This window comes from Xanthomonas sp. WHRI 1810A, from assembly GCF_040202885.1.
In the GTDB taxonomy this organism is placed as follows: Bacteria; Pseudomonadota; Gammaproteobacteria; order Pseudomonadales; family Pseudomonadaceae; genus Aquipseudomonas.
The window spans coordinates 589,594-614,610 of the sequence record NZ_JBEGED010000001.1; the positions used below are offsets into that span (position 1 = coordinate 589,594).

A 25,017-nucleotide genomic window follows, 5' to 3' on the forward strand; every position below is an offset into this window, starting at 1 on the left:
AACGGCCAAGACAGGAATTTCTCTACCGTTGACCAGCATCGAGAACTAAAGGGACCAACCCCCAGTCAACTTATGCAGAATCGATAACCAGGTACCAGGCCATGGACAATCCTTTTCAACTGATCACCGATGCATTCCACCCGGACTACCGGGTTAATCTAAGTATCCAGGGCCTAGACGGCACCATCATGCTGACGCTCTCCAACGAGTCAGGCGTGGTCGCCAAACGGTTAATCAGCGCCGAACAACGCAACTCGCCCAAGCGACTGCGTCGCCTGATCGAAAGCGTGCAATTCGGCATCGCGATCGAGCAAGGCCATAGCGCAATCAAAATCCTGGCTGCCATGACAGATGGCGATCTCAGGCAGCTGGCGCCCATCGCAGCCAAGAACGGGTTAATGGCTCGACCTGCGCTGTCAGCGGGTATTTGAATGAATTCAGTCTCGCGGAGGCGATAACCCCATCGCCTCCCCCTTCCCCTTCCCCTTCCCTTGCGGGATGACCGAGCAATCAGATCTCGCCCTTCTCCTCGACCAGCGCACCCTTTGCTTTGCTGTGGCGGTCCGGCACTTTCTGTGACGGAAACTGCGACGAGGCATAGCGCACCACCAGAATCGCAAACGCCAGCAGCAGAATCGCGCCCGACAGGTACACCACGCCCAGGTCCGGCGGCGCATGATGCGACACGTCGGAAATCAGCAGACGCGTGAGCGCCGTGATCGCGACGTAGATCAGGAAACGCACGGGCATGTGGTTGGTCTTGAAATAAATCCCCACCATCGCGCCCAGTTCCAGATAGATGAACAGCAACAGGATGTCATCGACATTGATGTGGCCTTTGTCGAGCATGCCGAGAAACGCCAGGACGGCTGCCCATGCCGTCACGCCGCCAATGGCAAACAGCGCCAGGTAATGAAACCCCTCAACGAACAGGTTGCCGATGGAATCGGCGCAGTTGTGCACCTGTTGACGCAATGATTCGGCCCAGTTGATCTTCACGATGTACTTCCTTGAGTAACCCAGAACGGGATAATGCCGCGTCAGCGTGACGCTATTGCTTGTGCTGACCTCGTCATTCTCTAGTAGAAACGGGGCCATCGACTAGCGTTCAGGCCGTGACGGGTTGTCGCAAGGGACATGGCGCGCTGTAAATGCGTTCGAACTGCCACTATTCAAACCGAATCGATTCGCTTATGCTGCGCACTGTATAAATAAACAGTACTCATTACTGCACCCGATGACGAGGCCGAAAGATGGCTGTTGAGACCCTGTATCGCAGTACCCGCGACTTGGAGACTACATTCGTGGACCGCAAACTCGCCGATGCGCATGACCAAATGCTTGAGCTGGCTGAATCGCTCACGGAGGTTTTGCAGAAAAACGTCGCGGGCCTGACTGAAAAGCAGGCAGAAGACGCCGGGATCTTCATGGCGAAGAACCGCGCAGCCTTTGCCGCAGCGTTCAAAAGCAACGCCAGTGCGCTGGCCGAGCTGATTAATTCAGGCGATGTGCCGCAAGAGTGATGACGCTGGTTGCTTCGCTGGGTCGGCCGCGGATTCGCTTACTCGATGTTCAACAACCGCTCTGCCAGGGCATCGGCCACGCGCGCGGGTGAGCGTTTTTCAGCCTGGGCGTGGCCGAAGACTTCGGTCAATCGCCTGCCAATCTGCGTCAGGTGAGCGGTGATGGTGCCGAGGCTTTCGCCCTGATGCTGAAGGGCGACGTAGATCAGCCCGCCAGCATTGATGACGAAGTCGGGCGCATACAGAATGCCTCGTGCTTCCAGTTGATCGGCGATCGCCGGGCAGCTCAACTGGTTGTTGGCACCACCGGCCACGGCGGCGCATCGTAACTTGGCCACGCTGTGACTGTTGAGGACACCGCCCAGACCGCACGGGGCCAGGATGTCGCAAGGCGTGCTGAGCAAGGCTTCGACGCCGATGGGTTTGGCGCCGAACGTTTCCATCGCCAATTGCACTTTCCCACTGTCGAGGTCGCTGACCAGCAGCTCGGCACCTGCGGCATGCAGCTGTTCAGCCAGCGCGTAACCCACGTGGCCCAAGCCTTGAATCGCCACCCGCAGGCCTTCAAGGTTTTCGCTGCCCAGGCGCGCCATCGCCGTGGTGCGGATGCCGGTGTACAAGCCCATAGCGGTGTGCGGTGACGGGTCGCCACCTTGGGTGGTGCTGGTGACGTGCTGGGTGTATTGCGCAATACAGTCCATGTCTTCGCGGGACGTGCCGCTGTCGATGGCGGTGATGTAACGCCCATCGAGCGTCTGCACAAAACGCCCGAACGCCTCGAACAGGGCGGACCGATCTGGCACGTGCGCAGGACGCATAATGACGGCGGTTCCCCCGCCCAGAGAAAGCCCCGCCAACACCGCTTTGTAGCTCATGATCCTCGCCAATTGAATGGCATCCTCTATCGCAACCTGCTCATTCGGATAGGACAGATAGCGACATCCTCCCAGCGCCGGACCTTTTTGGCTGCTGTGGATAGCAATCACGGCTTTAAGGCACGTGGTCGAATCAACGATCACATGCAGCAACTGCACCCGTGAGCTTTGCATGAGAGCGAACATCGGCAGTGCCCCCGATTTTTTGTATTGCGAGTATAGGCGCTGCGGCGAAACATGACGGCCCACAGGGGCGCTGGCCGACAAGCTGGCAACCGGCGCCAAGCGCAAGCGACGCGCTTAAACGTGACTGGACGAATACCCTGCACAAGGGCTACAACAGGGCTGTGTGATGACAAATACCCAGCCGCCTGATCCCGTCGGAGACGTCGATGAACCCACGTACTCAGTGCCTTGCCTGCCTGAAACGCACGCCGCCTTCGGTGTTCGAAGCAGGTCTCTGGATATCCGTCGAGCATGACCCTGAATGCGTGCAGGAACAGACGCTGAGCGAGATCGACGACCTCACCCGCAAAATCAGTGGCGCACTGCCTATGCTGCCAGCGCAGGAACTGGCGCAACCCCTGCTGCGTCAACTGGCGATACTGGGATTCCAGCAGGACGATGTGGCGCATCCCAAACCCCATTGCGCGTTATTGCACAAAATCGTGCAGCGTCGGCGCGGTCAGCCGCTGGGGCTGGCGATGATCAGTCTGGAGATTAGCCGGCGCCTGGGCATCCCGCTGGAAGGCGTCAACTTTCCCGGCCATTTTTTGCTGCGTGTACCCGGTGCAGACCACCTGCTAGACGCCTGTGGCGGTCGCAGGCTGTACCCCAGAGATTGCAGGGATTTGCTGATACGCCAGTTCGGTCCGGACATGCACCTCAACGCAGAACACATGCGCACCGCTACGCCTCCTGCCATGCTGCAACGCCTGTCGCGCAATCTGCGGCACCTGCATCAGATCAATGACGACTTGCTGGCCTCGCTCAAGGATGCCAGCCGCGTACTGGAGCTTGGGCCTGGTAATGTCAGCGATTACCTGGCGCGTGCCAGTCTCTACCAGACACTCGAATGCCCACAGGCCGAACGATTCGACCTGGAGCATGCGTTGTTATTGAGTGACGATCCGGTGCAGCAATTGCGGCTTACCCAGCGTTTGCAGTCTTTGCCAAATGGGAGTGCAATTCATTGAGGGTGCGAGGATGCAGATTCTTCGCGGTCCAGTTGGCGACTATGTGGATTAATGGCTTCTCGCCCGCAAGCACTGTTTTAACGCCCAGCCCCACCGACAACGATCCCCACACTGCGGAACCGAAGAACCAGGATGCCGCCGCGCGGTCTCCGTCTCTATAAGCCAGCAGCCCTTGCTGCAGATCGACTGCAAGATGAAGGACTGTCCACGCCAGCGAAGCACCGGGGAACGGCATCAGCAACACAGTGCCCAGCATCCTGACAATCTGGTAAATCCTCAGACCCCATCGTTCGGCAGTGCTCTCGGTCTGGTCATCGACGTCGGAAATGATCCGGCTGACCTGCGCGTCATAGAGTTCGTGAACGTCCGATATCTGATCGGTATTCTGGTGCTCCTGGTTTTCGATTTCGACCCACCGCGTTGGGATATTGCGGTCCATGTTGTCGAATAGCGTCCCGACACTTGGCTGTCCTTTATAAGGCACACGCAGGTAGTAGTAGCGGCGCATTTCAGGCGAGCGCATGAGCTTTACATAGTCGGTCAGCTTTCTGAAGCTGATGCCATCAGGGGCATTGGGCGTATATAAGAGATTGAAGTCGCCATCCGACGTACTGAAATTCCGGAGCATGTAAACGCCTTGCACAACATAACCGCCGTAGCGAAACATCGATGCGCGACTGCGCTTGAGCAGGCTTTGCAGCAATCGGTCTTTTTCCAGCACCGTTTTATCCAGCGAGACAATTAACCGGGTCAGCCATTGGTACTGTTTTGCAGACAGGTTGCCGTTTAGAAACTCCCGCATGGCGGCTGAGCGCATATCCAACTGGAGTCGCTTGCCGAACAATGCCTTTCGATAAGCGTACTGCGCGTGTTGGGGGTCCAGGAATTCATCCTCGATCCACTTGATGTACCGCTCGCCAAAGGCCGCGTTCTGTAACGCTTCGTCCACATAGTCAGGCAGCCATTGCAGGTCCTGCCCCACCGAGGAATACATCGGCGCGCCAGGTTTGAAAGCGTAGTTACCCGAGTACCCTTCCATGAACAGGCTGGTCAATGACCGCAGGCTGGTGTATTCGCTGAAGTCCGGATCGGTGACGTGAGCGGCCTTGTCAGAAAGGTCAACATAGATCGTATCGGTATCAAAATGCTCGCTGACGCCTTGCTTGTGCATGTAATCGGTCAGCAGCTGACTCCCTTCGCGCCTCGCAAATTGCTCGAAGGACACCAGGTCGTGAGTGGTATGCATAAAGGCCTGATTCAGTTCTCCGACCCTGTGGTCGAGCAGCGCGATGAGGCCTTGGTTGGCATAGGAGGTTTGTGTCGTGAGCCCCAAAAGCGCAGCGTCATCAATTGCCAGAGACCGCTCGACCTTGTGGCGAACTGCACCTGACAGCCTCTCCTCAAAGTTTCGCCCTTCAAGCTCATTGAAGACGACGCTGGCTTGATTCCACAACGTGCCTTTAACCCGCACCCTCTCCAGGAAGTCGAAATAATCGGTTCCGCTGGTTGTGGCCGTTTGGTCTCTGACGTAATTGACCCCCGCATCGGCTGCAAGCCAACTGCCTACTTCCAGGGCCAGGTGGCGCCATGTGTTGAAGCCCCATACATCTCTGGCACCCGGGGCGCCGGGCGCGTAGAGCACGTAGTGATGGTCGCCCGCTGTGCTGCTGTCACGGAACACCAGCACATCCTTGAACCGAGCGCCATTTGCCGCCAGGGTCAGGCTACCCAGCGTCAATGCAGCGCCCGTTTGGTCGTGGTCCCCGCGCACCCGGTGGATGAGTGCCTGGCTTCTGTCATCTGCCAGGTGGCCTTGAAGCGAAGCGGCCCAGACGCTCAGCGCCAACGCGCTGTCCCGTCGGTGGGTGATGGCCCGTAAGGTTGTCTCGCTGGTAAGCCGCGCCCTGAGCTGTTGACGGTAACGGCGCTGCACATCCAGCTCATCGAGCATGGTCTTCACAAACGCGAACGTGAATGAAGGGTTGCTGTTCGCCACCGGGATGGTGAGTTGGCCGCTGCCCGCAACCGCAGGAAGGCCCTGCATGGCAAACTCAAGCAACGACTTGCGATAAGTGAGCTTGAACGCGCCACCTTTGATATCGAAGGCGTCTGGCAAACTGATCATGACCTGCTGCGGATCAACCGAATAGCCCAAATGCCTGCGGATATAACCCTCCACCTCATTGCGGGCGAACACCTCCAGCGACTCCACCCCAACCAACTGAGCATCCGTGGCGAGCCTGCGCTCGCGGTACTGTCTGTCAAGCATCGCATAGTGTTCGCGCTTGTCGGGGTCTGCGTACTTCAGCCAATGGGGCTGGGCTTTTTGTTCCGCGCGCTGGGCAAGACGGTGGAAGCGACGACCCATCACCTGGTCGACATGAGCGCATACCTGCACATCAGCGACGCTCTTCAGAAAGGTTTGGTAATCACCATTGTTTGCTCGTGCCTGCTCAACCAAAGAGTCGAAGTCCCGGGCCTGCTTGCTGCGAAGGGCTTGCAGATGGCAATGCAGCATCGGCTCAACACAGCTTTCGTACGTCAAATCGGTTTCGGCGAACACGTAATCTGCAGGCAACCCGCTCAGGTCGGACAAATACAGATGGTGCTGCAGGCTCTGCTCACCTGATGGCGGGCCAAGCCGGCGAGCCAGTTGACGATTGAGTTCAGAAAAGGATCCATACCGCTCGATCCCTCCAGCCGGCATGACCAAATAGCACGCGCCCTGAGCCTGGGGCGCCTCGGTGGTCTGTTCATCGCTGGCGACCATGAATACTGAAAGCAGCGGTGCATTGACCCCGTTTGCCAGACGCACAAATACCTTGAACAGCCCATCGCCGGGTTGGTTATTCAAAACGTGCAGCAGTCGACGTTTATCGTCGTTATCGAGCCTCTGCGCACCGACTTCAAACTCGATCTCATGCTCAAGCGCCAAACGATGTTGCTCACTGACCAACTGATGCCGCGATGCACTGTGTCCACCGTCCGCCGATGACGTCTGGCGATCCCATCCCCAGGCGAGCGCCCCTTGATAAGCCCCATCGAAGGTCATCAGTACCTGATCAAAAGCGCTCTTGATTCGGGTGAAGTCATCTGCAGCAAGCAAATGCTGCGCATCGATGCTGTCGTGTCGGTGATACAACGCCTTCAGGTTTTGGTCGAACGCGCTGGTCCCGGACAACATCGCCTGCACCAAAGCGTCGGTCAGTGAACAAGAGCTTTGCACCGCGCCGGACTCCGAGCCGATATTCAAAAAAATGATGTCTGGATTCCAGACCCGGGTATTTCCGCGCATGAAGCTTGAAAGGCGTTCGAATGCCACTTCTCGCAGCGAAGGGGCCTGCGCCAATAACGAGGCGCATTGCGAGCAGGCCGTGGAGACCGCCAGCAGGTGGTTGAGGGTGGCGTGGGGAGTGTCGGCACCTTGCACGTTCAAGAAACGCGCAGCAGAGAGATCAGTCATGAATACAGCTCCAATTAAGAACCTGTCACGCCCATTGGCATCCGGCGAATGAGTGCACACGCGGCAGGTTCGGGAGCCCTATTTCAGGCGGTTACTCTTTTGGATCTGAGGTAAATATTGCTTGAAGGTCAAAGTGCGAACGACAGGGTTTGCAGGAAATGCAGTCCATACGTCGATCAGCAAGGTTTCATCCTACTGTTGCGCCGGTCGTAACAGTGCATATCCAAAAAGAGTCTGGTTGCACTGCGGCAAAAGCTCTACTCTCTGCGCATTCGCGGTTAAGCGATTTAATAAGTTTGAAATAACTTAATCCTGCTTAACTTGAAAAGCACTCCCTCGACGTTGTTTTTTTGAAGCTCCTGAATTCAACGTTTGTTTAAGCCGCTGCGCCTGCAGCGGCTTTTTTTTGTTTGAAATTCAGTTATAGAGGCAGCTTCACCGTTCCGCTTTAGCTGAAGAGGCTTGCGCCGGCTCTTTTCAGGCGCAGGCTTTTTCTGACTCTTAAGCAGTGACATTAACTAACATGCCACCACGACTGCGAGCAGACTTCGCGTACTCCCCAAGCGCCAACATTACCGACACGTCTGTATTGAATTTGGTGATTGTGTCCCTTGCGTAGTCACGCCCTTCTGCCACCATTTCCTGAAGCGCCTCAATATTTCTCTGAAAAAAGGCAAACGCATCGCGATGTTAGCCGTCAGGGCCAGAAGCAATTAGAGGGGCAGCTTACATGTCCCGATTCGCGCAAGCCGCTGCGCAAATGCGCGACGGCCCCCCCCTTGGCTCAGGATTGCAATTGCGAAAGAAACTCCGCCAGCCACGGCTCGGCATCCGTCTCTGGAGTAACGGTCTCGCTGGCGTCCAGCCGCAGCATGTCGACGACTTCGCGAATGCCCGCTTCGGCAAACAATTCGCGCATCTGTTCGCCGCCGCCGCAGAAGGTATCGCCGTAACTGGCATCCCCAAGACCGATCACACCCCCGGGCAGCCCGCGCCAAGCGGCAGGCAGCACGTCACGGATTTGCGAGTAGATCGCGTGGATGTTGTCGGGCAATTCCCCCATCCCGGTGGTGGAGGTCACGGCCAGGAAGGCTTGTGGTTCGAATGCCTGAAGCCCGGCGAGCGTAACGCGGGGGTTATGCAGCACGTGATGACCGGCGGCGCTGATGATTGTCTCGGCGTGGCGAGCGACCTCTTCGGCCGAGCCATAGACGGAGCCTGAAAGAATGGCGACCTTCATGATGTAATCCTGCGGCAGAGTAAAAACGTCCGGGCATTATGCCTCACGTACGCGCAATGTCTTAGAATGCCAGCCACACGACCTGTCTCGGAAACACTTCATGATCAGCGCCAAATTACTGCAGTGGGTGGTCGACGCGTCCAGCGACGGCATTGTCGTCGCTGAGCACGAAGGTGAGGACAACATTCTGATTTACGCCAACAAGGCGTTTGAGGCGATGACCGGTTTCGCGTCCGAGGACATCCTTTATCAGGACTGCCGCTTCCTGCAGGGCGATGACCGTCAGCAGGCCGGGCTGGCCTTGATCCGCGACGCTATTGCCAACCACCGTCCCTGCCGTCAGGTGTTGCGCAACTATCGCAAGGACGGCACGCCGTTCTGGAATGAGCTGTCCATCACACCGGTGTTCAACGACGCCGAAAAGCTGATGTATTACATCGGCATCCAGAAGGACGTCACCGAGCAGGTTCAAGCGCAGAAAAAAGTTGTCGAACTGCAGGCAGAACTGGCGCAAGCTCGGCGTGAGATCGCCGAATTAAAGAAACACGCCGGCTAGACTCATCGCAGCAACCTGTAACCGAATTCACTGTCTGCTTTATACAAGAACCGGTTAATCGAGCCCGATCATGCAGCGCGACCCTATCCTCACGCAGGATGAACTGGACTTCATCCAGAACATGCAACACAACCCGAACCTCAATCTGCGCGATACATCACGCAGCCTGGTGGTCAACGGGGGTGTGCAGATTCAGGACCTGCTGACGCGCCTTGCCGCGCACGAACAGGTGACCCTGCAGGCGCAGTTCGACAACCAGCAGATGACCTTTCCGCTGCATCTGGTCGAAGACGAATTCCATGCCTTGCACCTGGAGCTGGGTGCTCCAAGCATCTTTGAGGAAGGCCCACGAATTCGACCGTGGCGCCTTGTGCTGCCTGAGCCGGTGGCGCTGGTGACCGAGAAAGGCTCGCAGACCGCGCTCTGGGTCCACGAGATGTCTTTCAAAGGTGTGCTGCTGGAAATCCGCAAAAAGACCAAACCCCCCAAATACTTCAACGCCTGGTTCAAGCCGGCGGGCCTGGCTCCCATCGCGATGCGCGGCACATTTGAGCGTTTGACCGAGCATGGCCTCGCGGCATACCGCTTGAGTCAGAACCGCAAGGACGACACCGATCGACTGCGCCAGTACATCCTTGAAGAACACCGCAAGATCCATCCTTCGATGCATACCTGATTCATCTGTAGGAGCGAATTCATTCGCGAATCTGCGTTGCCGGTGATGGCACCGTTGGCCTGCAATGCCGCTTCGCGAATGAATTCGCTCCTACAGCGTGCGTGCCCTCAGCTGTCCAACCTGCCCGCCAGAAACTGCTGCAAACGCCGGCGCATGACGACGGCGTCGCTCCCCAGGCAGGCAACGGGTGAGTTTTCCAGGTTTTCCTGCTCGACGTCCGACGCCTCCCCCGCCAGCAACAGCGGGCAGTAGAGGCCCAACCCCAACCTCACCAATCGCTTCGCCAAGTCGGCTGTCGGCGGGTGATTGGAGAACACCACCAGCGCGTCCGGCTTCATCTTGCCGCACACCAGGCTCAGTTCTTCCAGCGGTTGGCCCGGTGCCAGCGCGATGATCGCGGTATCGGCGGTGCTCATCAGTAGCGCGGCGACCCACAGTTCAAGCTCACGGCACTGGCCCGGCATGGCGGCCAACACCACGCGCTGCTGGGCGTGGGCGCTGGAGAGCTGCACGCGCTGCAACGTCCGCCCGCGCAGAAAACTGTCCAGGAACAACCATTCGCTGGTCTGCCCGAACTGGTCATGATGCGCGGCGAACTCTCGCCAGACCGGCATCAGGATGTCCTGGAACACCTGCGTAATCGGATAGCTGGAAAATACCTGGCCATAGAGTTGTTCCAGTCGGCGCTCATCGAACTCATTGACGGCGCGCCGTAGCTGCGCCTGCCATTCGCCCCACTCACCGGCGCCAGCGTCGCTTTCACCGCTGTTGCTCTCGGCCCGCGCCATCTGCGCCTTGGCGAGAATGCTGCCGACCTTGCTGACCGCAACGCCGCGCTCGATCCAGCCGAGGATACTGCGCACGTCGTCGATGTCGGCCGGGGAGTACAGGCGATGCCCGCTCTCGGTACGCGTGGGCTGGATCAGGCCGTAGCGCCGCTCCCAGGCTCTGAGCGTTACCGGGTTGATGCCGGTCAGGCGCGACACTTCACGAATCGGGAACAGTTCTTCCTGCTGCAGCGCGTCGGCAACCACGTGGTGGGTCAGGAGCTCAGTCATTGATCAGGGGTCACTCATGGGCAATGCGCGCATTGTACCTTCGCCGCCCGGCATATAAGCGTGAAGTCGGACAAAGTCTTCTGGCTTTTCAAAAGGATTCAGGAATAATCCTTGCTTGCTTTTCCAGAGAAGCTGACGCAGCGCCACCACCCCGGCGTTTCGCCCTGTGATTTCCCTACCCGGGAACCTCACTCGATTATCGGAGATACACAATGTCTACCTCCCCTGTCACGCTGATGGTTGCCCGTCGCGTCGCCCACGGCCGCTATCAAGAGCTGATTGCCTGGCTGCATGAAGGCGAACAACTGGCTACAGATTTCCCCGGTTATCTCGGTTCAGGTGTGCTCGCTCCGCCGCCCGATGATGACGAATTCCAGATTATCTTCCGGTTTGCCGACGAGGCCACCCTGCACGCGTGGGAGCATTCTGCGTCCCGTCGCTCCTGGTTGGTGCGTGGCAGCGGGCTGTTTGCCGCGCCGTCAGAGCATCGCGTCAAAGGCATCGACGGCTGGTTCGGCGCGATCGGTCAGCGTCCGCCGCGCTGGAAACAGGCCGTGGCCATCTGGCTGGCGTTCTTCCCCGTGTCGCTGATCTTCAACTACGTCCTGGGCCCGTTGCTGGGTCAGCTTGAATTACTGCCGCGCATCATGATCAGCACCCTGATCCTGACGCCGCTGATGGTGTTCTGGTTCATCCCGCTGTCCACGCACTTGCTGGCGTCGTGGCTGCACCGTACGCCAGCAGTGCCTGCTGTGATTGCCAAGCCTGCATCTACCCGTTAGTCGCCTCACACCAAACACTGTTGGAGCGAGGCTTGCCCGCGAAGGTGTCGGTTCAGCGCCAACATCTTCAGAATCTCATCAATTCTTCGCGGGCAAGCCTCGCTCCAACAATCCGTATTGCCACCCCAATAGTTGTACAGCCCCGCCCACTTGGTATAACTTCGCGTCAGGTAATCGCTGATTGATTGGCGCTGATCGGCAGCCAACCGCCAACGCCTTTGCGCGACCCCCTCTCTCCCCCACCTGAACCGCGAGCTGCCCATGGCTTCTTCCACTGCCCCTGTCCTGATCACCGGCGCCAGCCAGCGTGTCGGCCTGTATTGCGCCGAGCGCCTGCTGGCCGAGGGTGAGGCAGTGATCGTCAGTTACCGCCACGAGCGGGAAGGCGTGCAGCGCTTGCGGGAGTTGGGCGCCGTCGCGATACAGGCGGATTTCTCGTCACAGGACACGGTGCTGGCCTTCATCGCCGAACTGAAGACCCACACCGACAGCCTGCGCGCTATCGTGCACAACGCGTCCGAATGGCTGGGCGACACCCAGGGCGACGAAGGCGATGTGTTCATGCGCATGTTCAATGTCCACATGCTGGCGCCGTACCTGATCAATCTCCACTGCGCCGAGTTGTTGCATCGCAGCGAATCGGCCGACATTATCCATATCGGCGACGACGTGACCCGCAAAGGCAGCGGCAAGCACATTGCCTACTGCGCCAGCAAAGCGGGCATGGACAACCTGACGCTGTCGTTCGCCGCACGCTTCGCGCCCAGGATAAAGGTCAACGGCATTGCCCCGGCGATGCTGATGTTTCAACCCGACGACGACGCGGCCTACCGCGCCCGCACACTGGCCAAATCGGCGCTGGGCATCGAACCCGGCGCCGAGGTGATTTACCAGAGCCTGCGTTATCTGCTGGAAAACCCTTACGTTACCGGCACCACCCTGACCGTAAACGGCGGACGGCACGTTAAGTAAGCCACCCCGAGGACCCTTTGATGACCCTGTCACTGCCGCAGCATTACCGCGAGATTCTCGTCGGCCTGGGCGAAAACCCGGACCGTGAAGGTCTGGTGGACACCCCGAAACGCGCTGCCAAGGCGATGCAGTATCTGTGTCACGGTTACGACCAGACCCTTGAAGACATCGTCAACGGCGCACTGTTTGCGTCCGACAGCGACGAGATGGTGATCGTCAAGGACATCGAGCTGTATTCCCTGTGCGAGCATCATCTGCTGCCCTTCATCGGCAAGGCGCACGTGGCCTATATCCCCACTGGCAAGGTACTGGGGCTGTCGAAGATCGCCCGTATCGTCGACATGTACGCCCGCCGCCTGCAGATCCAGGAAAACCTGACCCGGCAAATCGCCGACGCAGTGCAAGAGGTGACGAACGCCGCCGGCGTTGCCGTGGTGATTGAAGCCCAGCACATGTGCATGATGATGCGCGGCGTCGAGAAACAGAATTCAACGATGAATACGTCAGTGATGCTGGGAGCCTTCCGCGATCTGGCCACGACACGGATGGAATTTCTGCAACTGATCGGACGGAGCAAGTAGTCCATGCCAAGACTTGAACCAGGCACCGCGCGCATCCGGGTCAAAGACCTGTGCCTGCGCACGTTCATCGGCATCAACGAGGACGAGATTCTCAACAAGCAGGACGTGCTGATCAATCTGACCATCCTGTATGCCGCGCAGGAAGCCGTGCGCGACAACGACATCGATCACGCGCTCAATTACCGGACCATCACCAAAGCCATCATTCAGCACGTGGAAAGCAATCGCTTTGCCTTGCTGGAGCGCCTGACCCAGGAAGTGCTGGACCTGGTGATGAGCCATGAGGCGGTTCAGTACGCCGAAGTCGAAGTCGACAAGCCTCACGCCTTGCGCTTTGCGGAATCGGTGTCGATCACCCTGGCGGCCGAACGCTGACCTACGCTGCTTACCCGTTGTAGGAGCGCGCTTGCCCGCGATTGCGGTGTATCAGGCAAAGCTCCTTATGCGTTGAACCGATATCGCGGGCAAGCGCGCTCCTACACTTGGTCAGCACAGGCCGGCAACCATTGCCCACCCGCCGCCACGCTTTTATCATCCGCCCCATCACTTTCCCCCAAAGAGCCCCCTCATGACCGAGCAAGAACGCCTCGAACTCGAAGCCGCCGCCTTTCGCCGCCTGGTGGCGCACCTGGACAGCCGCAAGGATGTCCAGAACATCGACCTGATGAACCTCTCCGGTTTCTGCCGCAATTGCCTGTCCAAATGGTACAAAGCCGCCGCCGACGAAAAGCAGATCGACATCACCCTCGATGATGCTCGTGAAGTGGTGTACGGCATGCCGTACAGCGAGTGGAAAGCCACTTACCAGAAAGAAGCCAACGCCGACCAGCAAGCCGCGTTCGCCAAGGAAACCCGGCATGACTGATCTCAACGGCCTGCGCGCCAGCCTGCGCAGTGGCGAGCACGCGTTCGCCGACACCCTGTCTTTCATCACCGAGCATTACGCCTATCAGCCCCAGGGGTTCAGCAACGGCGATGTGCAGAACGCAGCCGGTCAGAACGAAGGCTCCTGCAAGACCCTAGGCCTGGCGTTGCTGGAAGGCTTGAGCGATGAAGAAGCCTTGTTGGCGTTCGGCGAGCATTACCGTTCGGTGCAAGCCACGCCCGACGGCAACGATCACGGCAATATTCGTGCGCTGATTGCTCACGGCCTTGCCGGCGTAACATTCAGCACAGCGCCGTTAACGCGTAAGGCCTGACACAACGCGCTCCTACAGCGAACACAAAAAAACCGGCCGAAGCCGGTTTTTTCACGCCTGAACGTCGGTCAGAATGAAGCGTTCGCCAACCCGTCCAGATACCGCTCGACGTCCAGTGCCGCCATGCAGCCGGCGCCGGCCGAGGTGATGGCCTGACGGTAGACGTGATCCGCCACGTCGCCTGCGGCAAACACACCGTCGACGCTGGTGGCCGTCGCGTTACCTTCACGACCGCCCTGCACGACCATGTAGCCGTCCTTCAGCGCCAGTTGACCGTCGAACAACGTGGTGTTCGGTGTGTGGCCGATGGCGATGAACACGCCGTCGACTTTCAGTTCCCCGAAGCTGCCGTCGTTGTTCTTCAAACGCGCGCCAGTGACACCCATGTCGTCGCCCAGCACTTCGTCGAGCGTGGCGTTGAGCTTGAGCTCGATCTTGCCTTCGGCCACACGGGCGTGCAGCTTGTCGATCAGGATCTTCTCGGCGCGGAAGGTCTCGCGACGGTGAACCAGCGTCACCTTGCTCGCGATGTTGGCCAGGTACAGCGCCTCTTCCACCGCCGTGTTGCCGCCGCCGACTACGGCGACCGGCTTGTTGCGGTAGAAAAAACCGTCGCAGGTCGCGCAGGCCGACACGCCTTTGCCCATGAAGGTCTCTTCGGACGGCAAGCCCAGATAACGAGCGCTGGCGCCGGTCGCGATGATCAAGGCGTCACAGGTGTAGGTGCCGTTATCGCCCTTGAGGCTGAACGGTTTGCCTGCCAGGTCCACGGCGTTGATGTGGTCGAAAACGATCTCGGTCTCGAAACGCTCGGCGTGTTCACGCATGCGCTCCATCAACACCGGGCCGGTCAGGCCATGGGGGTCGCCCGGCCAGTTGTCCACTTCGGTGGTGGTGGTCAGCTGACCGCCAGACTGCATGCCCGTGATCAGCAGCGGCTTGAGGTTGGCGCGGGCGGCGTAGACCGCAGCGCTGTAGCCGGCAGGGCCGGAACCCAGAATGATCACTCGGGAATGACGGATATCGGACATGACACACTCCTATCGACCCGCCGTCGTGTTGCGCGGTCGGAAACCGGCGCACCGGCGGGGATAAAAAGGATCGGCGAATGCGTCTGGCAAGCCATGCGACGCGCGGATCCGGAAAAAGTGACGCAGCGACCGCAGTCGCAGCACCGGTGAAAGTTGGCGGCAAGCTTATCGGGCCAACGGGCATTAAGGAAATATCGTTTTGCAATCCCGTTCATAGCGCGCGGCTATCCCGACGAGCTGTCGCCTGATGCGCGCTCATTCAGACCAGTGTGTTTCGGCGAATGTCCGGCGCACCCGCCAAGCGTGGCCGGGTATGAGGCAGGCTTGGCGATAACATTAAAGCGGCTTTCAACCGTCCCGCAAAGCCGGTAAGGTCGGCGCGTTTTCCACGTTTGGAGGCCATCATGCCTGCACCCGCTCTGTCTGGCCCGCAGTACCTGCGAGAAGGCTTGAAACTGGTCCTCAGTCCCAGCTTGCGATTGTTCGTGCTGCTGCCGCTGACCATCAATCTGGTGCTGTTCGCCGGACTGATTTATCTGGCCGGCCATGAGTTCGAAATGTGGGTGGAGGCATTCATGCCCACCCTGCCGAGCTGGTTGAGTTTCCTCAATTACATCCTGTGGCCGTTATTTGTCGTGCTACTGGTGTTGATGGTGTTCTTCACCTTCACCATGATCGCCAACGTGATCGCGGCGCCGTTCAACGGTTTCCTTGCCGAAAAGGTCGAGGTGGTCATACGCGGCACTGACGACTTCCCGGCCTTCAGCTGGAAAGAACTGGCCGAAATGGTGCCCCGCACCTTGAGCCGGGAGATGCGCAAGCTGGGCTACTTCCTGCCCCGGGCCATCGGCCTGTTCATTCTGTCGTGGATCCCGGCGGTCAATCTCATCGCCGCGCCGCTCTGGCTGTTGTTCGGTGTGTGGATGATGGCCATCCAATACATCGACTACCCCGCCGACAACCACAAAATGAGCTGGCAAGACATGCTCGCCTGGCTGCGCGCCAAACGCTGGCAGAGCCTAAGCTTTGGCGGGATTGTCTATCTGGTGCTGCTGATCCCGGTGGTCAACCTGCTGATGATGCCGGCGGCAGTGGCGGGCGCTACGTTGTTCTGGGTGCGCGAGCGCGGAGCCGAAACGCAACTAGCCGTCACCACTCGCCCGGTATAGCCCCCGCTTCTGTAGAAGCCGCCGAGCCGCGCGAGGCTGCGATAGCGAACTGCCTGACACACCGCCATCGCAGCCTCGCGCTGTTCGGCAGCTCCTACATTTCAAAACAAACAGGACCGGTCCTACAGCAGTTTTCTTCACGTCTCACAAGTCTTATGCGCAACCATCAGCAAGCCTCATCCGAGAGAGCAAATGCCTGCGAACGCTATTGCAGGCCAGCGTTTATCCTCAGGAGTCTTGTTGCCATGGAAGTGAACAACCACGTTCAAACCACCAAAAACCCTCCGGCTTTCCTGGAACGCAAGGTGGATCCCCGTTCGACCAAATTTATGCAGGCGCTGACTGAAGCCATGGAGCCGGCCAAGCCAGCCGATAAAGAGATAACACCGGAACCCGCCGCCTTGACCCGCCTAGTCCGTCCAAGGTCGAGCATTGAACTGCGAAGCCTCAACTCCCTAGGAACCGAATTACCCAAACTCGCTGCGCCGCAAAACGGCACGTCCTCTGAGAAGTAGCGCGCTAGGCACCGTGGCTTGATGGCCGGTGCCCACCAATCGTAAGGACTTTTTATGCATATAACGGCTACCAAGCCCCCAAACCAAGTAGCCATAGATATATCAAATGGCGGCAAAAATTTGGGAAAAACGAAGGGTGATACGTTTGAAAAAATTTTCGAAAGCGCGTCTAACCGAGGCCAAGCAGCACAGGACGAAAAACGCGTAGCTGCACGCTTACAAGAACGGAGCCGCATAATGCAAACTGCCAAAGCGGATCCGGAGGAAGCTAAAAAGCTTGCATATGGCTACGCTCATAACTCGCTGACTCACGCATTACTGGACGTATCTGACAGGCCCAACATTCGTTATGCCGCAACCGGCGAACTGGTGACACCTATAACGGAGGCTTACTTTTCAAAAATCAGTCGATACATGCAAGAAAAAAGCGCTTTTTTATACAATTCCGAAATTGAGAGAGGTACATCTTCAGCCGAAATATTGGAGAAAATATTCAGCTTTCATGACTCAATGCCAGAGACATTCAAGAACATGCTGGCAATATAAGCATGGAACGCACTCATTCTCATGAATGAGTGCGACACTTGGTTTACCAGGTAACAGTGAGCCCCCCCTTCAAACCAGCCACGGGAACTGGTCCAGCCCCTTGTCCCGAAAGTCTCAACTCATAGAAAAAAGGTTCGGTGGATTGATTTCGGTTGTACACATTGGTGGTGCCGCTACGCTGGCGGGATACGTCGATGCATCTGGTCCGACCTTGACACAGTTGAACCTGTAGACCTTTTGGCCAACCGTGTACGTTCCAGCTCCAGGAAACGCTTTTAATTAGCATCCCACTTTTAGGACCGGGAGATACAGGTAAATGAGCGACGTAAACAGGTCCCTTAGCATGTAAGGTTGGCAAGTTTATGGACGAATTATAGGTTCCGGCAATCGCTGCCTGTGATAGCAAACAAGCCGCTGACAATATTCCTGCGACCACAAAAGTACCGTTCAACTTTTTATAGTTTTTCATATTGAATTCCTGAAATGTTTATGCGGACACCAAATAATTATCCGCGAAATATCGAATAGCAAATGAACCATCTCGCTATTGATATTCCTGACGTTATTCAGGAGCGCTTTCAGGTCAACACTTAAACTTGTAACTTTCAGATATTCAGAATCGTCCTACGGCTCCAGTAGGAAAATAAACAACAAATTTGTAGGATTACCAATTAAATTAAATCCTCACCCACTGATCCCGATTGACGAAGGAGCTAACCGTCACAAATCCATCACCCAACCGCCACGCGCCCGCAATGGAGGCGTTCGAAACTGGCGGTTATGAGTAAATCCCTGCATGTCACGTTCGTCACCGAAACCTTCGCACCCGAGATCAATGGCGTGGCCGGCACATTGAGCCAGTTGTGTGACGGGCTGCGTCTGCGCGGGCACCGGGTGCAGGTGGTGCGGCCAAGGCAAGGCGGCGACAGGCGGGGCACGGTCGGGGAGGATGTGATGCTGTGCCGCGGCTGGCCGATTCCCGGTTATCCGGGGCTGCAGTGGGGGCAGTCGTCGATGCACAAGCTGCTTCGACGCTGGCGGCGGGACCGGCCAGACGTGGTGTACATCGCCACCGAAGGCCCGCTGGGGTTTTCGGCCTTGCGCGCAGCCCGCAGGCTGGGGATTGCGACCATCAGTGGCTTCAACACCAATTTCCAGCGCTACGCCCGGGACTACGGCCTGGGGTTTCTCACGCGTCTGCTGACCCACTACCTGCGGTGGTTTCATAATCGCTCCGACGCCACGCTGGTGCCGAGTGTCAGTCAGAAGGCCGAGCTGGCACGTCGCGGATTCGAGCGGCTGGAGCTTGTGTCACGGGGCGTGGACAGTCAGCGCTTTCACCCGTCCAGGCGCTCGCACTTCCTGCGGGAAAGCTGGGGCCTGGACATTCATGACATCGCGGTCCTGCATGTCGGCCGCCTGGCCCCGGAAAAGAACCTCAGGCTGCTCAAGCCGACCTTCGACGCACTGACGCACGCCTACCCCGAAAAAAGACTGCGGCTGATCATCGTCGGTGACGGCCCCGAGCGTGTCTCGCTGGAGCAACAACTGCCCGACGCGATTTTCTGCGGCGCACAAACGGCAGAAGCCCTGGCGGCGCACTATGCCTCCGGCGACCTGTTTGTGTTTCCAAGCCTGACCGACACCTTCGGCAACGTCGTGCTGGAAGCGCTGGCCTCAGGTCTTGGCGTGGTGGCGTATGACGAGGCTGCCGCCGCGCAGCATATCCGCCACGGGCATAACGGTGCGGTGGCGATGTCCGGTGATGAGCACGGCTTCATCGACGCCGCGTGCTGGATGCTGGAGGACAACGAGACGCTACGCCGTGTAAGACTGAACGCGCGCCAGCACGCCAGCCAGCAAGGCTGGGCAGGCGTCATCGAGCTGTTTGAAAAACAGCTGAGGTCGGTGATCGAAGTCAGGGACATGCCCGCGCTGGGGCACGCTCAGCGTTGAGCGAGCAGCGGTGATCGGTCAGCGCAGCGCTTTTTCGATGGCGGCAATGATCGCAGGGTCATCCGGCGTGGTGCGCGGTGAGAAGCGGGCCAGCACGCGGCCATCCTGCCCGACCAGGAATTTCTCGAAATTCCAGGTGATATCGCCAGGAAACTCGGCGCCTTCACCGGCCAGCAATCGATACAGCGAGTGACGGTGCGGGCCATTCACTTCAAGCTTGTCGCCCAAAGGAAAGGTCACGCCATAGTTCACGGAACAGAACGCCTGAATGTCGTCTTGCGTGCCGGGCTCTTGGCCGGCGAACTGATTACAAGGCAGCCCCAGGACGCTGAAGCCTTTGTCCTTGTACTTTTGATAGAGGTTTTCGAGTGCGGCGTACTGCGGCGTCAGCCCACACTTGGAGGCCACGTTGACCACCAGAACCACTTTGCCTTTGAGCGGCGCGAGAGGCAGTTCCTGGCCATCCAGAGCTGTTAATTTCAGGTCGTGAAATATACTCATGAAGAACTCCCCTGCTCACCCTACAAAAAACACCATCGGCCGAAAAAGGCGCCCTGTCAGGCGCAAAAACGAAACCGTTTTCGCTGATCCTTCGAGGACGCCTGGCCAGCTCTCTGAGCTTAGCAGCACAAATCAGTGTTGATGGCCGCCTTCGCCGTGTACGTGACCGTGCGCGACTTCTTCCTGGCTGGCGTCACGGATATCAACGATCTTGACCTGGAAGTGCAGGCGCTGCCCGGCGAGCGGGTGGTTGCCGTCGACTGTCACGTCGTCGCCATCCAGATCGCGAATGGTGACGATCTGCATCTGGCCGTCAGGCGCGGAGGCGTGAAACTGCATGCCGACTTCCAGCTCGTCGACACCTTCGAACATGCTGCGATTAAGGGTGCTGACCAGTTCTGCGGAGTATTCACCGTAGGCATCTTCTGGTTCGATGGCGACTTTCAGTTCATCGCCGACGTTCTTGCCTTCCAGCGCCTTTTCCAGACCCGGGATGATGTTACCTGCGCCTTGCAGGTACACCAGCGGAGCGCCGCCGGCCGAACTGTCGATGACCTCACCAGCGTCATTGGTCAGGGTATAGTCAATGGAGACAGCCTTGTTGGGGGCGATCGGCATGGTGCAAGACCTTTTGCTTGAGAGTTAAGAACGAGCAAGTTTAACCAAGCCCTCGCGCGAAAGCGAACGCAACTCGGACGGACGGCCCAGATGGAACACTCCCCGACGTCCGGCAACCGCTGTGCGCGCGCAGCAGATAACGATAACCTTGCGCCACGCTGAGACGCTGCGATTGAACAGCGTCCTGATTTTTCCGGTCGACTCACTGGCGACACTTGCCTCGGCCCTTGCACTGCTCAATTCGAGAAGCCCGCATGCAGACTTTTTTTATCGCGCCCACTGACTTCGGTGTGGGTTTGACGTCCATCAGCCTGGGGCTGGTCCGAACACTGGAGCGTGCCGGGCTGAAAGTCGGTTTCTTCAAGCCCATCGCCCAGCCGCACCCGGGCGACACCGGTCCCGAGCGCTCCACGGAGCTGGTTGCCCGCACCCATGGCCTGAAGCCACCCAAACCGTTGGGGCTTGCGCATGTCGAACGGATGCTCGGCGACGGCCAGCTGGACGAGCTGCTCGAAGAGATCATCAACCTGTATCAGCAAGCCGCGGTGGGCAAGGATGTGCTGATCGTCGAAGGCATGGTCCCGACCCGCAGCGCCAGCTATGCCGCGCGGGTCAATCTGCACATGGCCAAGAGCCTGGACGCCGATGTGATCCTGGTGTCAGCCCCGGAAAACGAGGTGCTGACAGAACTGTCAGGCCGCGTCGAGTTGCAGGCGCAGATGTTCGGCGGCCCGAAGGACCCGAAAGTCCTTGGGGTGATCCTCAACAAAGTGCGCACCGACGAAAGCATGGACGTGTTTGCCGCGCGTATGAAGGAACACTCGCCGTTGCTACGCAGTGGCGACTTCCGCCTGCTGGGCTGCATTCCGTATCAGGAAGACCTCAACGCGCCACGCACGCGAGATGTGGCCGAACTGCTGGGCGCGCAGGTGATCAACGCCGGTGATTACGAGCAGCGACGCATGTCGAAAATCATCATCTGCGCGCGAACGGTGCTCAACACCTTGCAACTGCTTAAGCCGGGCGTGCTGGTGGTCACGCCCGGGGATCGCGATGACATCATCCTCGCAGTGAGCCTGGCGACCCTGAACGGTGTGCCGCTGGCCGGGCTGTTGCTGACCAGCGACACCCTCCCCGACCCGCGCATCATGGACTTGTGCCGGGGCGCGCTGCAGGCCGGGTTGCCGGTGCTGTCCGTGAGCACGGGGTCCTACGACACGGCCATGCTGCTCAATCAGTTGAACAAGGAAATCCCCATCGATGACCGCGAGCGCGCGGAGATCATCACGGATTTTGTCGCCGGCCACCTGGACGCCACCTGGCTGCACCAGCGTTGCGGCACGCCGCGAGAGCTGCGCCTGTCGCCGGCGGTGTTCCGTTACCAGTTGATCCAGCGCGCGCAGGCGGCGAACAAACGCATAGTGTTGCCCGAAGGCGCCGAACCCCTGACGGTGCAGGCGGCGGCCATTTGCCAGGCCCGCGGCATTGCCCGCTGCGTCCTGCTCGCCAGGCCCGAAGACGTGCACGCCGTGGCCCGCGCTCAAGGCATCGAATTGCCGCCGGGGCTGGAGATCCTTGACCCGGACCTGATCCGCGAGCGCTACGTGGCGCCCATGGTCGAACTGCGCAAGAGCAAAAGCCTGAACGCGCCCATGGCCGAACAGCAGCTGGAAGATCCGGTGGTGATCGGCACCATGATGCTGGCGCTTGATGAGGTCGACGGGCTGGTGTCCGGGCTGATTCACTCGACCGCCAACACCATTCGCCCGGCTTTGCAGTTGATCAAGACGGCCCCCGGCTGCACGCTGGTGTCCTCGGTGTTCTTCATGCTGTTTCCCGACCAGGTGCTGGTCTACGGCGACTGCATCATGAACCCGCACCCGACAGCCAGCGAACTGGCGGAAATCGCCGTGCAAAGCGCTGACTCGGCGGTGGCGTTCGGGCTGTCGCCACGGGTAGCGATGATCAGCTATTCCAGCGGGAATTCGGCCAGTGGCGAGGAGGTGGAGAAGGTGCGCGAAGCCACCCAACTGGCCAGGGAAACCCAACGTGATCTGCTGATCGACGGACCGCTGCAGTACGACGCCGCCGCCAACGAGAACGTCGCCCGGCAGCTGGCCCCCGACAGCTCGGTAGCCGGACGCGCGAATGTGTTCGTGTTCCCCGATCTCAACACCGGCAACACGACCTACAAGGCCGTGCAGCGCAGTGCGGACTGCGTGAGTCTCGGCCCGATGCTGCAAGGGCTGCGCAAACCGGTGAACGATCTGCCACGTGGTGCGCAGGTGGATGACATTGTCTACACCATCGCGCTGACCGCCATTCAGGCAGCGAACCTGCTCTGAAAGCGGTCATTGCCCACACGCGTTACAGTGCAACAACGCCCTCATACAATAAGGCCGCCGGGACTGCACCGGCGGCATTGGTCTTATCTGGAGTCTGACCCACCATGGATTTTCTGCCTGCCCCTTTGCGTGGCGTCATCGCCTCGCTGCTGTTGGCAATCAACACCATCGTCTGCTGCACGCCGTTGTTCATCGTCGCGATCTTCAAGCTGTGCCTGCCCTTCCCCGCCGCGCAGAAGGTCACAGACTGGCTAATGAGCCACATCCACGAAGCCTGGATCAGCAACAACAAGGCGTGGATGAACCTGATGGATCACGCCAGATGGCACGTGACCGGGCTAGAAGGGCTGGACTATCAGCACTCCTACCTGGTGACCAGCAACCACCAGAGCTGGACCGACATTATGGTGTTGCAGTACATCCTCAACCGCAAAATTCGCCCGCTGAAGTTCTTCCTCAAGCAGGAGCTGATCTGGGTGCCGGTGATCGGGCTGGCGTGGTGGGCGCTGGGCTTCCCGTTCATGAAACGCTACAGCAAGGCGTATCTTGCCAAGCATCCGGAAAAGAAAGGCAAGGACCTGCAGACCACCCGTAAGACGTGTGCGAAGTTTCGCCACAACCCCGTGGGCATTTTCAACTTCGTCGAAGGCACCCGGTTCGCCCCGGCCAAGCACGCCCAGCAGCAGTCGCCGTTTAAACACCTGCTCAAGCCCAAGGCCGGCGGCATTGCCTTCGTGCTGGATGCCATGGGGGAACAGCTGGAGGCCATCGTTAACGTGACGATTCACTATCCGGGCGGGCGCTTCGGCTATTGGGATCTGCTGTGTGGCAACGTCAACGAGGTGGTCGCGCATTTTGAAGAGATCAAGATCCCGCCGCAGTTCATTGGCAAGAGCTACGACCAGAATGCTGAGTACCGGCTGGAGTTTCAGCAGTGGATCAACCGGCTGTGGGAAGAAAAGGATGCGTTGCTGACCAGGATGCATGAGCAGCATGTGTAACTGATAGACCGAGGTGACGCGGCTCATGAAATCTCTGTAGGAGCGAACTTGTTCGCGAGGCGCCATAACTGATGTACACATTAATCCGTCTCGCCAACAAGTTGGCTCCTACAGAAATACTACGAAAAACGCCCCGAACGTAAGTCCGGGGCGTTTTCATTTGCAGCGGGCAATATTACTGCTGTTGCTGATACTCCTGACCCGGAATCGGCTTCAGGTTGACCTCGACACGGCGGTTCTGGGCACGGCCGTTGACGTCGGCGTTGCTGGCCACCGGTTGATCAGGCCCTGCGCCACGGACCGACAGGTGGGAGCCATCAACGCCCTGGGACGTCAGGTACGTGGCCACGCTCTGCGCACGTTGCTGGGACAGGTCCATGTTGTGCTGGCGGCTGCCGGTGCTGTCGGTGTAGCCGACGATTTCGATCAGGTTCTGGTTGTACTGCTTGAGCGAGCCGGCCAGGTTGTTCAGCGGGGAATAGAAGCTGCTGGCAATGGCTGAAGAGTCGGTGGCGAACGTGATGTTGCCCGGCATCACCAACTTGATCACGTCGCCCTGACGCTGCACATCGACCCCGGTGTTGGCCATGCTGGCGCGCAACGCGGCTTCCTGCTTGTCAGCGTAATAACCGTAACCAGCGGCACCGGCGCCGACGACCGCGGCACCGATCAACGCGCCTTTGCCACGATTGTTGTGACCGATGGCAGCACCGGCCACCGCACCGGCCAGGGCGCCGAGTCCACCGTACTTGGCTGTTTTGCTGACACCGCCGGAACTCTGGGTTTGCCCCTGGTTATCGTAAGGATTGGATTGCGTCGCACAGCCGGACAGCATGGCAAGCGCCGTAGCGGCGATGATCAAACGGCGAGGATTCAACATGAAGGCAGCTCCTGATTTCTGCTGGGTGCAGCATAATTTGCTCTGCGTGGCCACGGCCATGATAACGAATACAGGCGCGTGAACATGTGCGCGTTTAGAGCATGACATTAGGGGAAAATTCCTTAACGGCACCTGAACAACGACAAGGACGTGTGCCTGCAGGGCGACACCATCGTCAAGTTCGAAATGGCCCAGGACTGGGGCGTGGAGAATCTCGATGAGATGTGGTCGAAGGGCTGACCCCGCTGATACCTGTTGGAGCGAGGCTTGCCCGCGAAGCTGACGCCGCGCAGTGTCAGGCAAATCAGGAAGACAGCTTCGCGGGCAAGCCTCG

The 25,017-nt window shown here is 58.8% G+C and carries 27 protein-coding genes; 17 read left to right on the top strand and 10 right to left on the bottom strand.

Features of this window, described 5'->3' with window-relative positions:
* The first annotated feature begins 101 nt into the window (after positions 1–101).
* The gene (locus ABQX22_RS02600) at positions 102–431 is read left to right on the top strand and encodes a DUF3509 domain-containing protein (protein WP_349796186.1); all 330 of its coding nucleotides are present in this window, start codon (positions 102–104) and stop codon (positions 429–431) included.
* Positions 432–510: 79 nt separating this feature from the next.
* Here ABQX22_RS02600 and ABQX22_RS02605 read toward each other — a convergent pair whose 3' ends face one another.
* Positions 511–999, bottom strand: coding sequence for a phosphate-starvation-inducible protein PsiE (locus tag ABQX22_RS02605; RefSeq protein ID WP_349796188.1), 489 nt, complete (start codon positions 997–999; stop codon positions 511–513).
* 254 nt (positions 1,000–1,253) lie between these two features.
* Here ABQX22_RS02605 and ABQX22_RS02610 point away from each other — a divergent pair, with 254 nt between their 5' ends.
* Positions 1,254–1,523: a YebG family protein gene (locus ABQX22_RS02610; RefSeq protein ID WP_349796190.1), complete on the top strand. Its 270-nt coding sequence runs from the start codon at positions 1,254–1,256 to the stop codon at positions 1,521–1,523.
* Positions 1,524–1,561: 38 nt separating this feature from the next.
* Here ABQX22_RS02610 and ABQX22_RS02615 read toward each other — a convergent pair whose 3' ends face one another.
* A complete protein-coding gene (locus tag ABQX22_RS02615; RefSeq protein WP_349796192.1) occupies positions 1,562–2,584 on the bottom strand; it encodes a Glu/Leu/Phe/Val dehydrogenase family protein in 1,023 nt (340 codons plus the stop codon).
* A 206-nt stretch (positions 2,585–2,790) separates the two neighbouring features.
* Here ABQX22_RS02615 and ABQX22_RS02620 point away from each other — a divergent pair, with 206 nt between their 5' ends.
* On the top strand, positions 2,791–3,594 hold the full coding sequence (locus tag ABQX22_RS02620; protein ID WP_349796194.1) for a SirB1 family protein: 804 nt from the start codon (positions 2,791–2,793) through the stop codon (positions 3,592–3,594).
* Here ABQX22_RS02620 and ABQX22_RS02625 read toward each other — a convergent pair.
* Complete coding sequence (locus ABQX22_RS02625) at positions 3,548–7,057, bottom strand: dermonecrotic toxin domain-containing protein (protein ID WP_349796196.1); 3,510 nt, start codon at positions 7,055–7,057, stop codon at positions 3,548–3,550. The genes ABQX22_RS02620 and ABQX22_RS02625 overlap by 47 nt on opposite strands.
* Positions 7,058–7,841: 784 nt before the next feature.
* Complete coding sequence (locus ABQX22_RS02630) at positions 7,842–8,297, bottom strand: flavodoxin (RefSeq protein WP_349796198.1); 456 nt, start codon at positions 8,295–8,297, stop codon at positions 7,842–7,844.
* A gap of 100 nt (positions 8,298–8,397) precedes the next feature.
* Between ABQX22_RS02630 and ABQX22_RS02635 the strand changes: the two genes are divergently transcribed.
* Both ABQX22_RS02635 and ABQX22_RS02640 read left to right on the top strand, forming a co-directional pair.
* Entirely contained in the window at positions 8,398–8,853 is a 456-nt protein-coding gene (locus ABQX22_RS02635) for a PAS domain-containing protein (RefSeq protein ID WP_349796200.1), read from the top strand.
* 70 nt (positions 8,854–8,923) lie between these two features.
* Positions 8,924–9,529: a hypothetical protein gene (locus ABQX22_RS02640; RefSeq protein ID WP_349796202.1), complete on the top strand. Its 606-nt coding sequence runs from the start codon at positions 8,924–8,926 to the stop codon at positions 9,527–9,529.
* A gap of 107 nt (positions 9,530–9,636) precedes the next feature.
* On the opposite strand, the gene ABQX22_RS02645 is transcribed toward ABQX22_RS02640, so the two are convergent.
* Complete coding sequence (locus ABQX22_RS02645; RefSeq protein ID WP_349796204.1) at positions 9,637–10,587, bottom strand: MerR family transcriptional regulator; 951 nt, start codon at positions 10,585–10,587, stop codon at positions 9,637–9,639.
* A 212-nt stretch (positions 10,588–10,799) separates the two neighbouring features.
* On the opposite strand from ABQX22_RS02645, the gene ABQX22_RS02650 reads away from it, so the two are divergent.
* The 6 genes from ABQX22_RS02650 to ABQX22_RS02675 all read left to right on the top strand — a co-directional run bounded on the left by ABQX22_RS02650 (position 10,800) and on the right by ABQX22_RS02675 (position 14,121).
* Positions 10,800–11,369: an antibiotic biosynthesis monooxygenase gene (locus ABQX22_RS02650; protein ID WP_349796206.1), complete on the top strand. Its 570-nt coding sequence runs from the start codon at positions 10,800–10,802 to the stop codon at positions 11,367–11,369.
* 261 nt (positions 11,370–11,630) lie between these two features.
* Positions 11,631–12,341, top strand: a complete 711-nt coding sequence (gene folM / locus ABQX22_RS02655) for a dihydromonapterin reductase (protein ID WP_349796208.1) — start codon at positions 11,631–11,633, stop codon at positions 12,339–12,341.
* Between the two features lie 20 nt (positions 12,342–12,361).
* Complete coding sequence (gene folE / locus ABQX22_RS02660) at positions 12,362–12,922, top strand: GTP cyclohydrolase I FolE (protein ID WP_441005231.1); 561 nt, start codon at positions 12,362–12,364, stop codon at positions 12,920–12,922.
* Positions 12,923–12,925: 3 nt separating this feature from the next.
* The gene (folX, locus tag ABQX22_RS02665) at positions 12,926–13,297 is read left to right on the top strand and encodes a dihydroneopterin triphosphate 2'-epimerase (protein WP_349796210.1); all 372 of its coding nucleotides are present in this window, start codon (positions 12,926–12,928) and stop codon (positions 13,295–13,297) included.
* A gap of 193 nt (positions 13,298–13,490) precedes the next feature.
* On the top strand, positions 13,491–13,787 hold the full coding sequence (locus tag ABQX22_RS02670) for a DUF1244 domain-containing protein (RefSeq protein ID WP_349796212.1): 297 nt from the start codon (positions 13,491–13,493) through the stop codon (positions 13,785–13,787).
* Positions 13,780–14,121 (top strand): HopJ type III effector protein, encoded by a 342-nt coding sequence (locus ABQX22_RS02675; RefSeq protein ID WP_349796214.1) that lies wholly within the window; start codon positions 13,780–13,782, stop codon positions 14,119–14,121. Before ABQX22_RS02670 ends, ABQX22_RS02675 begins: the two co-directional genes overlap by 8 nt.
* Before the next feature lie 68 nt (positions 14,122–14,189).
* On the opposite strand, the gene trxB is transcribed toward ABQX22_RS02675, so the two are convergent.
* Positions 14,190–15,152 carry a thioredoxin-disulfide reductase gene (gene trxB, locus ABQX22_RS02680; protein WP_349796216.1) on the bottom strand — a complete coding sequence of 321 codons (963 nt, stop codon included), beginning with the start codon at positions 15,150–15,152 and terminating at the stop codon, positions 14,190–14,192.
* Positions 15,153–15,556: 404 nt separating this feature from the next.
* Between trxB and cysZ the strand changes: the two genes are divergently transcribed.
* The 3 genes from cysZ to ABQX22_RS02695 all read left to right on the top strand — a co-directional run bounded on the left by cysZ (position 15,557) and on the right by ABQX22_RS02695 (position 17,382).
* Positions 15,557–16,321: a sulfate transporter CysZ gene (cysZ, locus tag ABQX22_RS02685; RefSeq protein ID WP_349796218.1), complete on the top strand. Its 765-nt coding sequence runs from the start codon at positions 15,557–15,559 to the stop codon at positions 16,319–16,321.
* A gap of 245 nt (positions 16,322–16,566) precedes the next feature.
* Entirely contained in the window at positions 16,567–16,836 is a 270-nt protein-coding gene (locus tag ABQX22_RS02690; protein ID WP_349796220.1) for a hypothetical protein, read from the top strand.
* Between the two features lie 54 nt (positions 16,837–16,890).
* Entirely contained in the window at positions 16,891–17,382 is a 492-nt protein-coding gene (locus ABQX22_RS02695; RefSeq protein ID WP_349796222.1) for a hypothetical protein, read from the top strand.
* Positions 17,383–17,425: 43 nt separating this feature from the next.
* Here the strand turns inward: ABQX22_RS02695 and ABQX22_RS26845 are convergent, their stop codons facing one another.
* Positions 17,426–17,851: a flagellar protein FlhE gene (locus ABQX22_RS26845; protein WP_441005232.1), complete on the bottom strand. Its 426-nt coding sequence runs from the start codon at positions 17,849–17,851 to the stop codon at positions 17,426–17,428.
* A 311-nt stretch (positions 17,852–18,162) separates the two neighbouring features.
* On the opposite strand from ABQX22_RS26845, the gene ABQX22_RS02700 reads away from it, so the two are divergent.
* Positions 18,163–19,338, top strand: coding sequence for a glycosyltransferase family 4 protein (locus tag ABQX22_RS02700; protein ID WP_349796224.1), 1,176 nt, complete (start codon positions 18,163–18,165; stop codon positions 19,336–19,338).
* Between the two features lie 18 nt (positions 19,339–19,356).
* Here the strand turns inward: ABQX22_RS02700 and ABQX22_RS02705 are convergent, their stop codons facing one another.
* Both ABQX22_RS02705 and ABQX22_RS02710 read right to left on the bottom strand, forming a co-directional pair.
* Positions 19,357–19,839 (bottom strand): glutathione peroxidase, encoded by a 483-nt coding sequence (locus tag ABQX22_RS02705; RefSeq protein ID WP_349796226.1) that lies wholly within the window; start codon positions 19,837–19,839, stop codon positions 19,357–19,359.
* 132 nt (positions 19,840–19,971) lie between these two features.
* The gene (locus ABQX22_RS02710) at positions 19,972–20,457 is read right to left on the bottom strand and encodes an FKBP-type peptidyl-prolyl cis-trans isomerase (RefSeq protein ID WP_349796228.1); all 486 of its coding nucleotides are present in this window, start codon (positions 20,455–20,457) and stop codon (positions 19,972–19,974) included.
* Between the two features lie 254 nt (positions 20,458–20,711).
* On the opposite strand from ABQX22_RS02710, the gene pta reads away from it, so the two are divergent.
* On the top strand, positions 20,712–22,802 hold the full coding sequence (gene pta / locus ABQX22_RS02715) for a phosphate acetyltransferase (protein WP_349796230.1): 2,091 nt from the start codon (positions 20,712–20,714) through the stop codon (positions 22,800–22,802).
* A gap of 104 nt (positions 22,803–22,906) precedes the next feature.
* Positions 22,907–23,803, top strand: coding sequence for an acyltransferase (locus tag ABQX22_RS02720; RefSeq protein WP_349796232.1), 897 nt, complete (start codon positions 22,907–22,909; stop codon positions 23,801–23,803).
* Between the two features lie 175 nt (positions 23,804–23,978).
* On the opposite strand, the gene ABQX22_RS02725 is transcribed toward ABQX22_RS02720, so the two are convergent.
* Positions 23,979–24,683: an OmpA family protein gene (locus ABQX22_RS02725; protein ID WP_349796234.1), complete on the bottom strand. Its 705-nt coding sequence runs from the start codon at positions 24,681–24,683 to the stop codon at positions 23,979–23,981.
* Between the last annotated feature and the right edge of the window lie 334 nt (positions 24,684–25,017).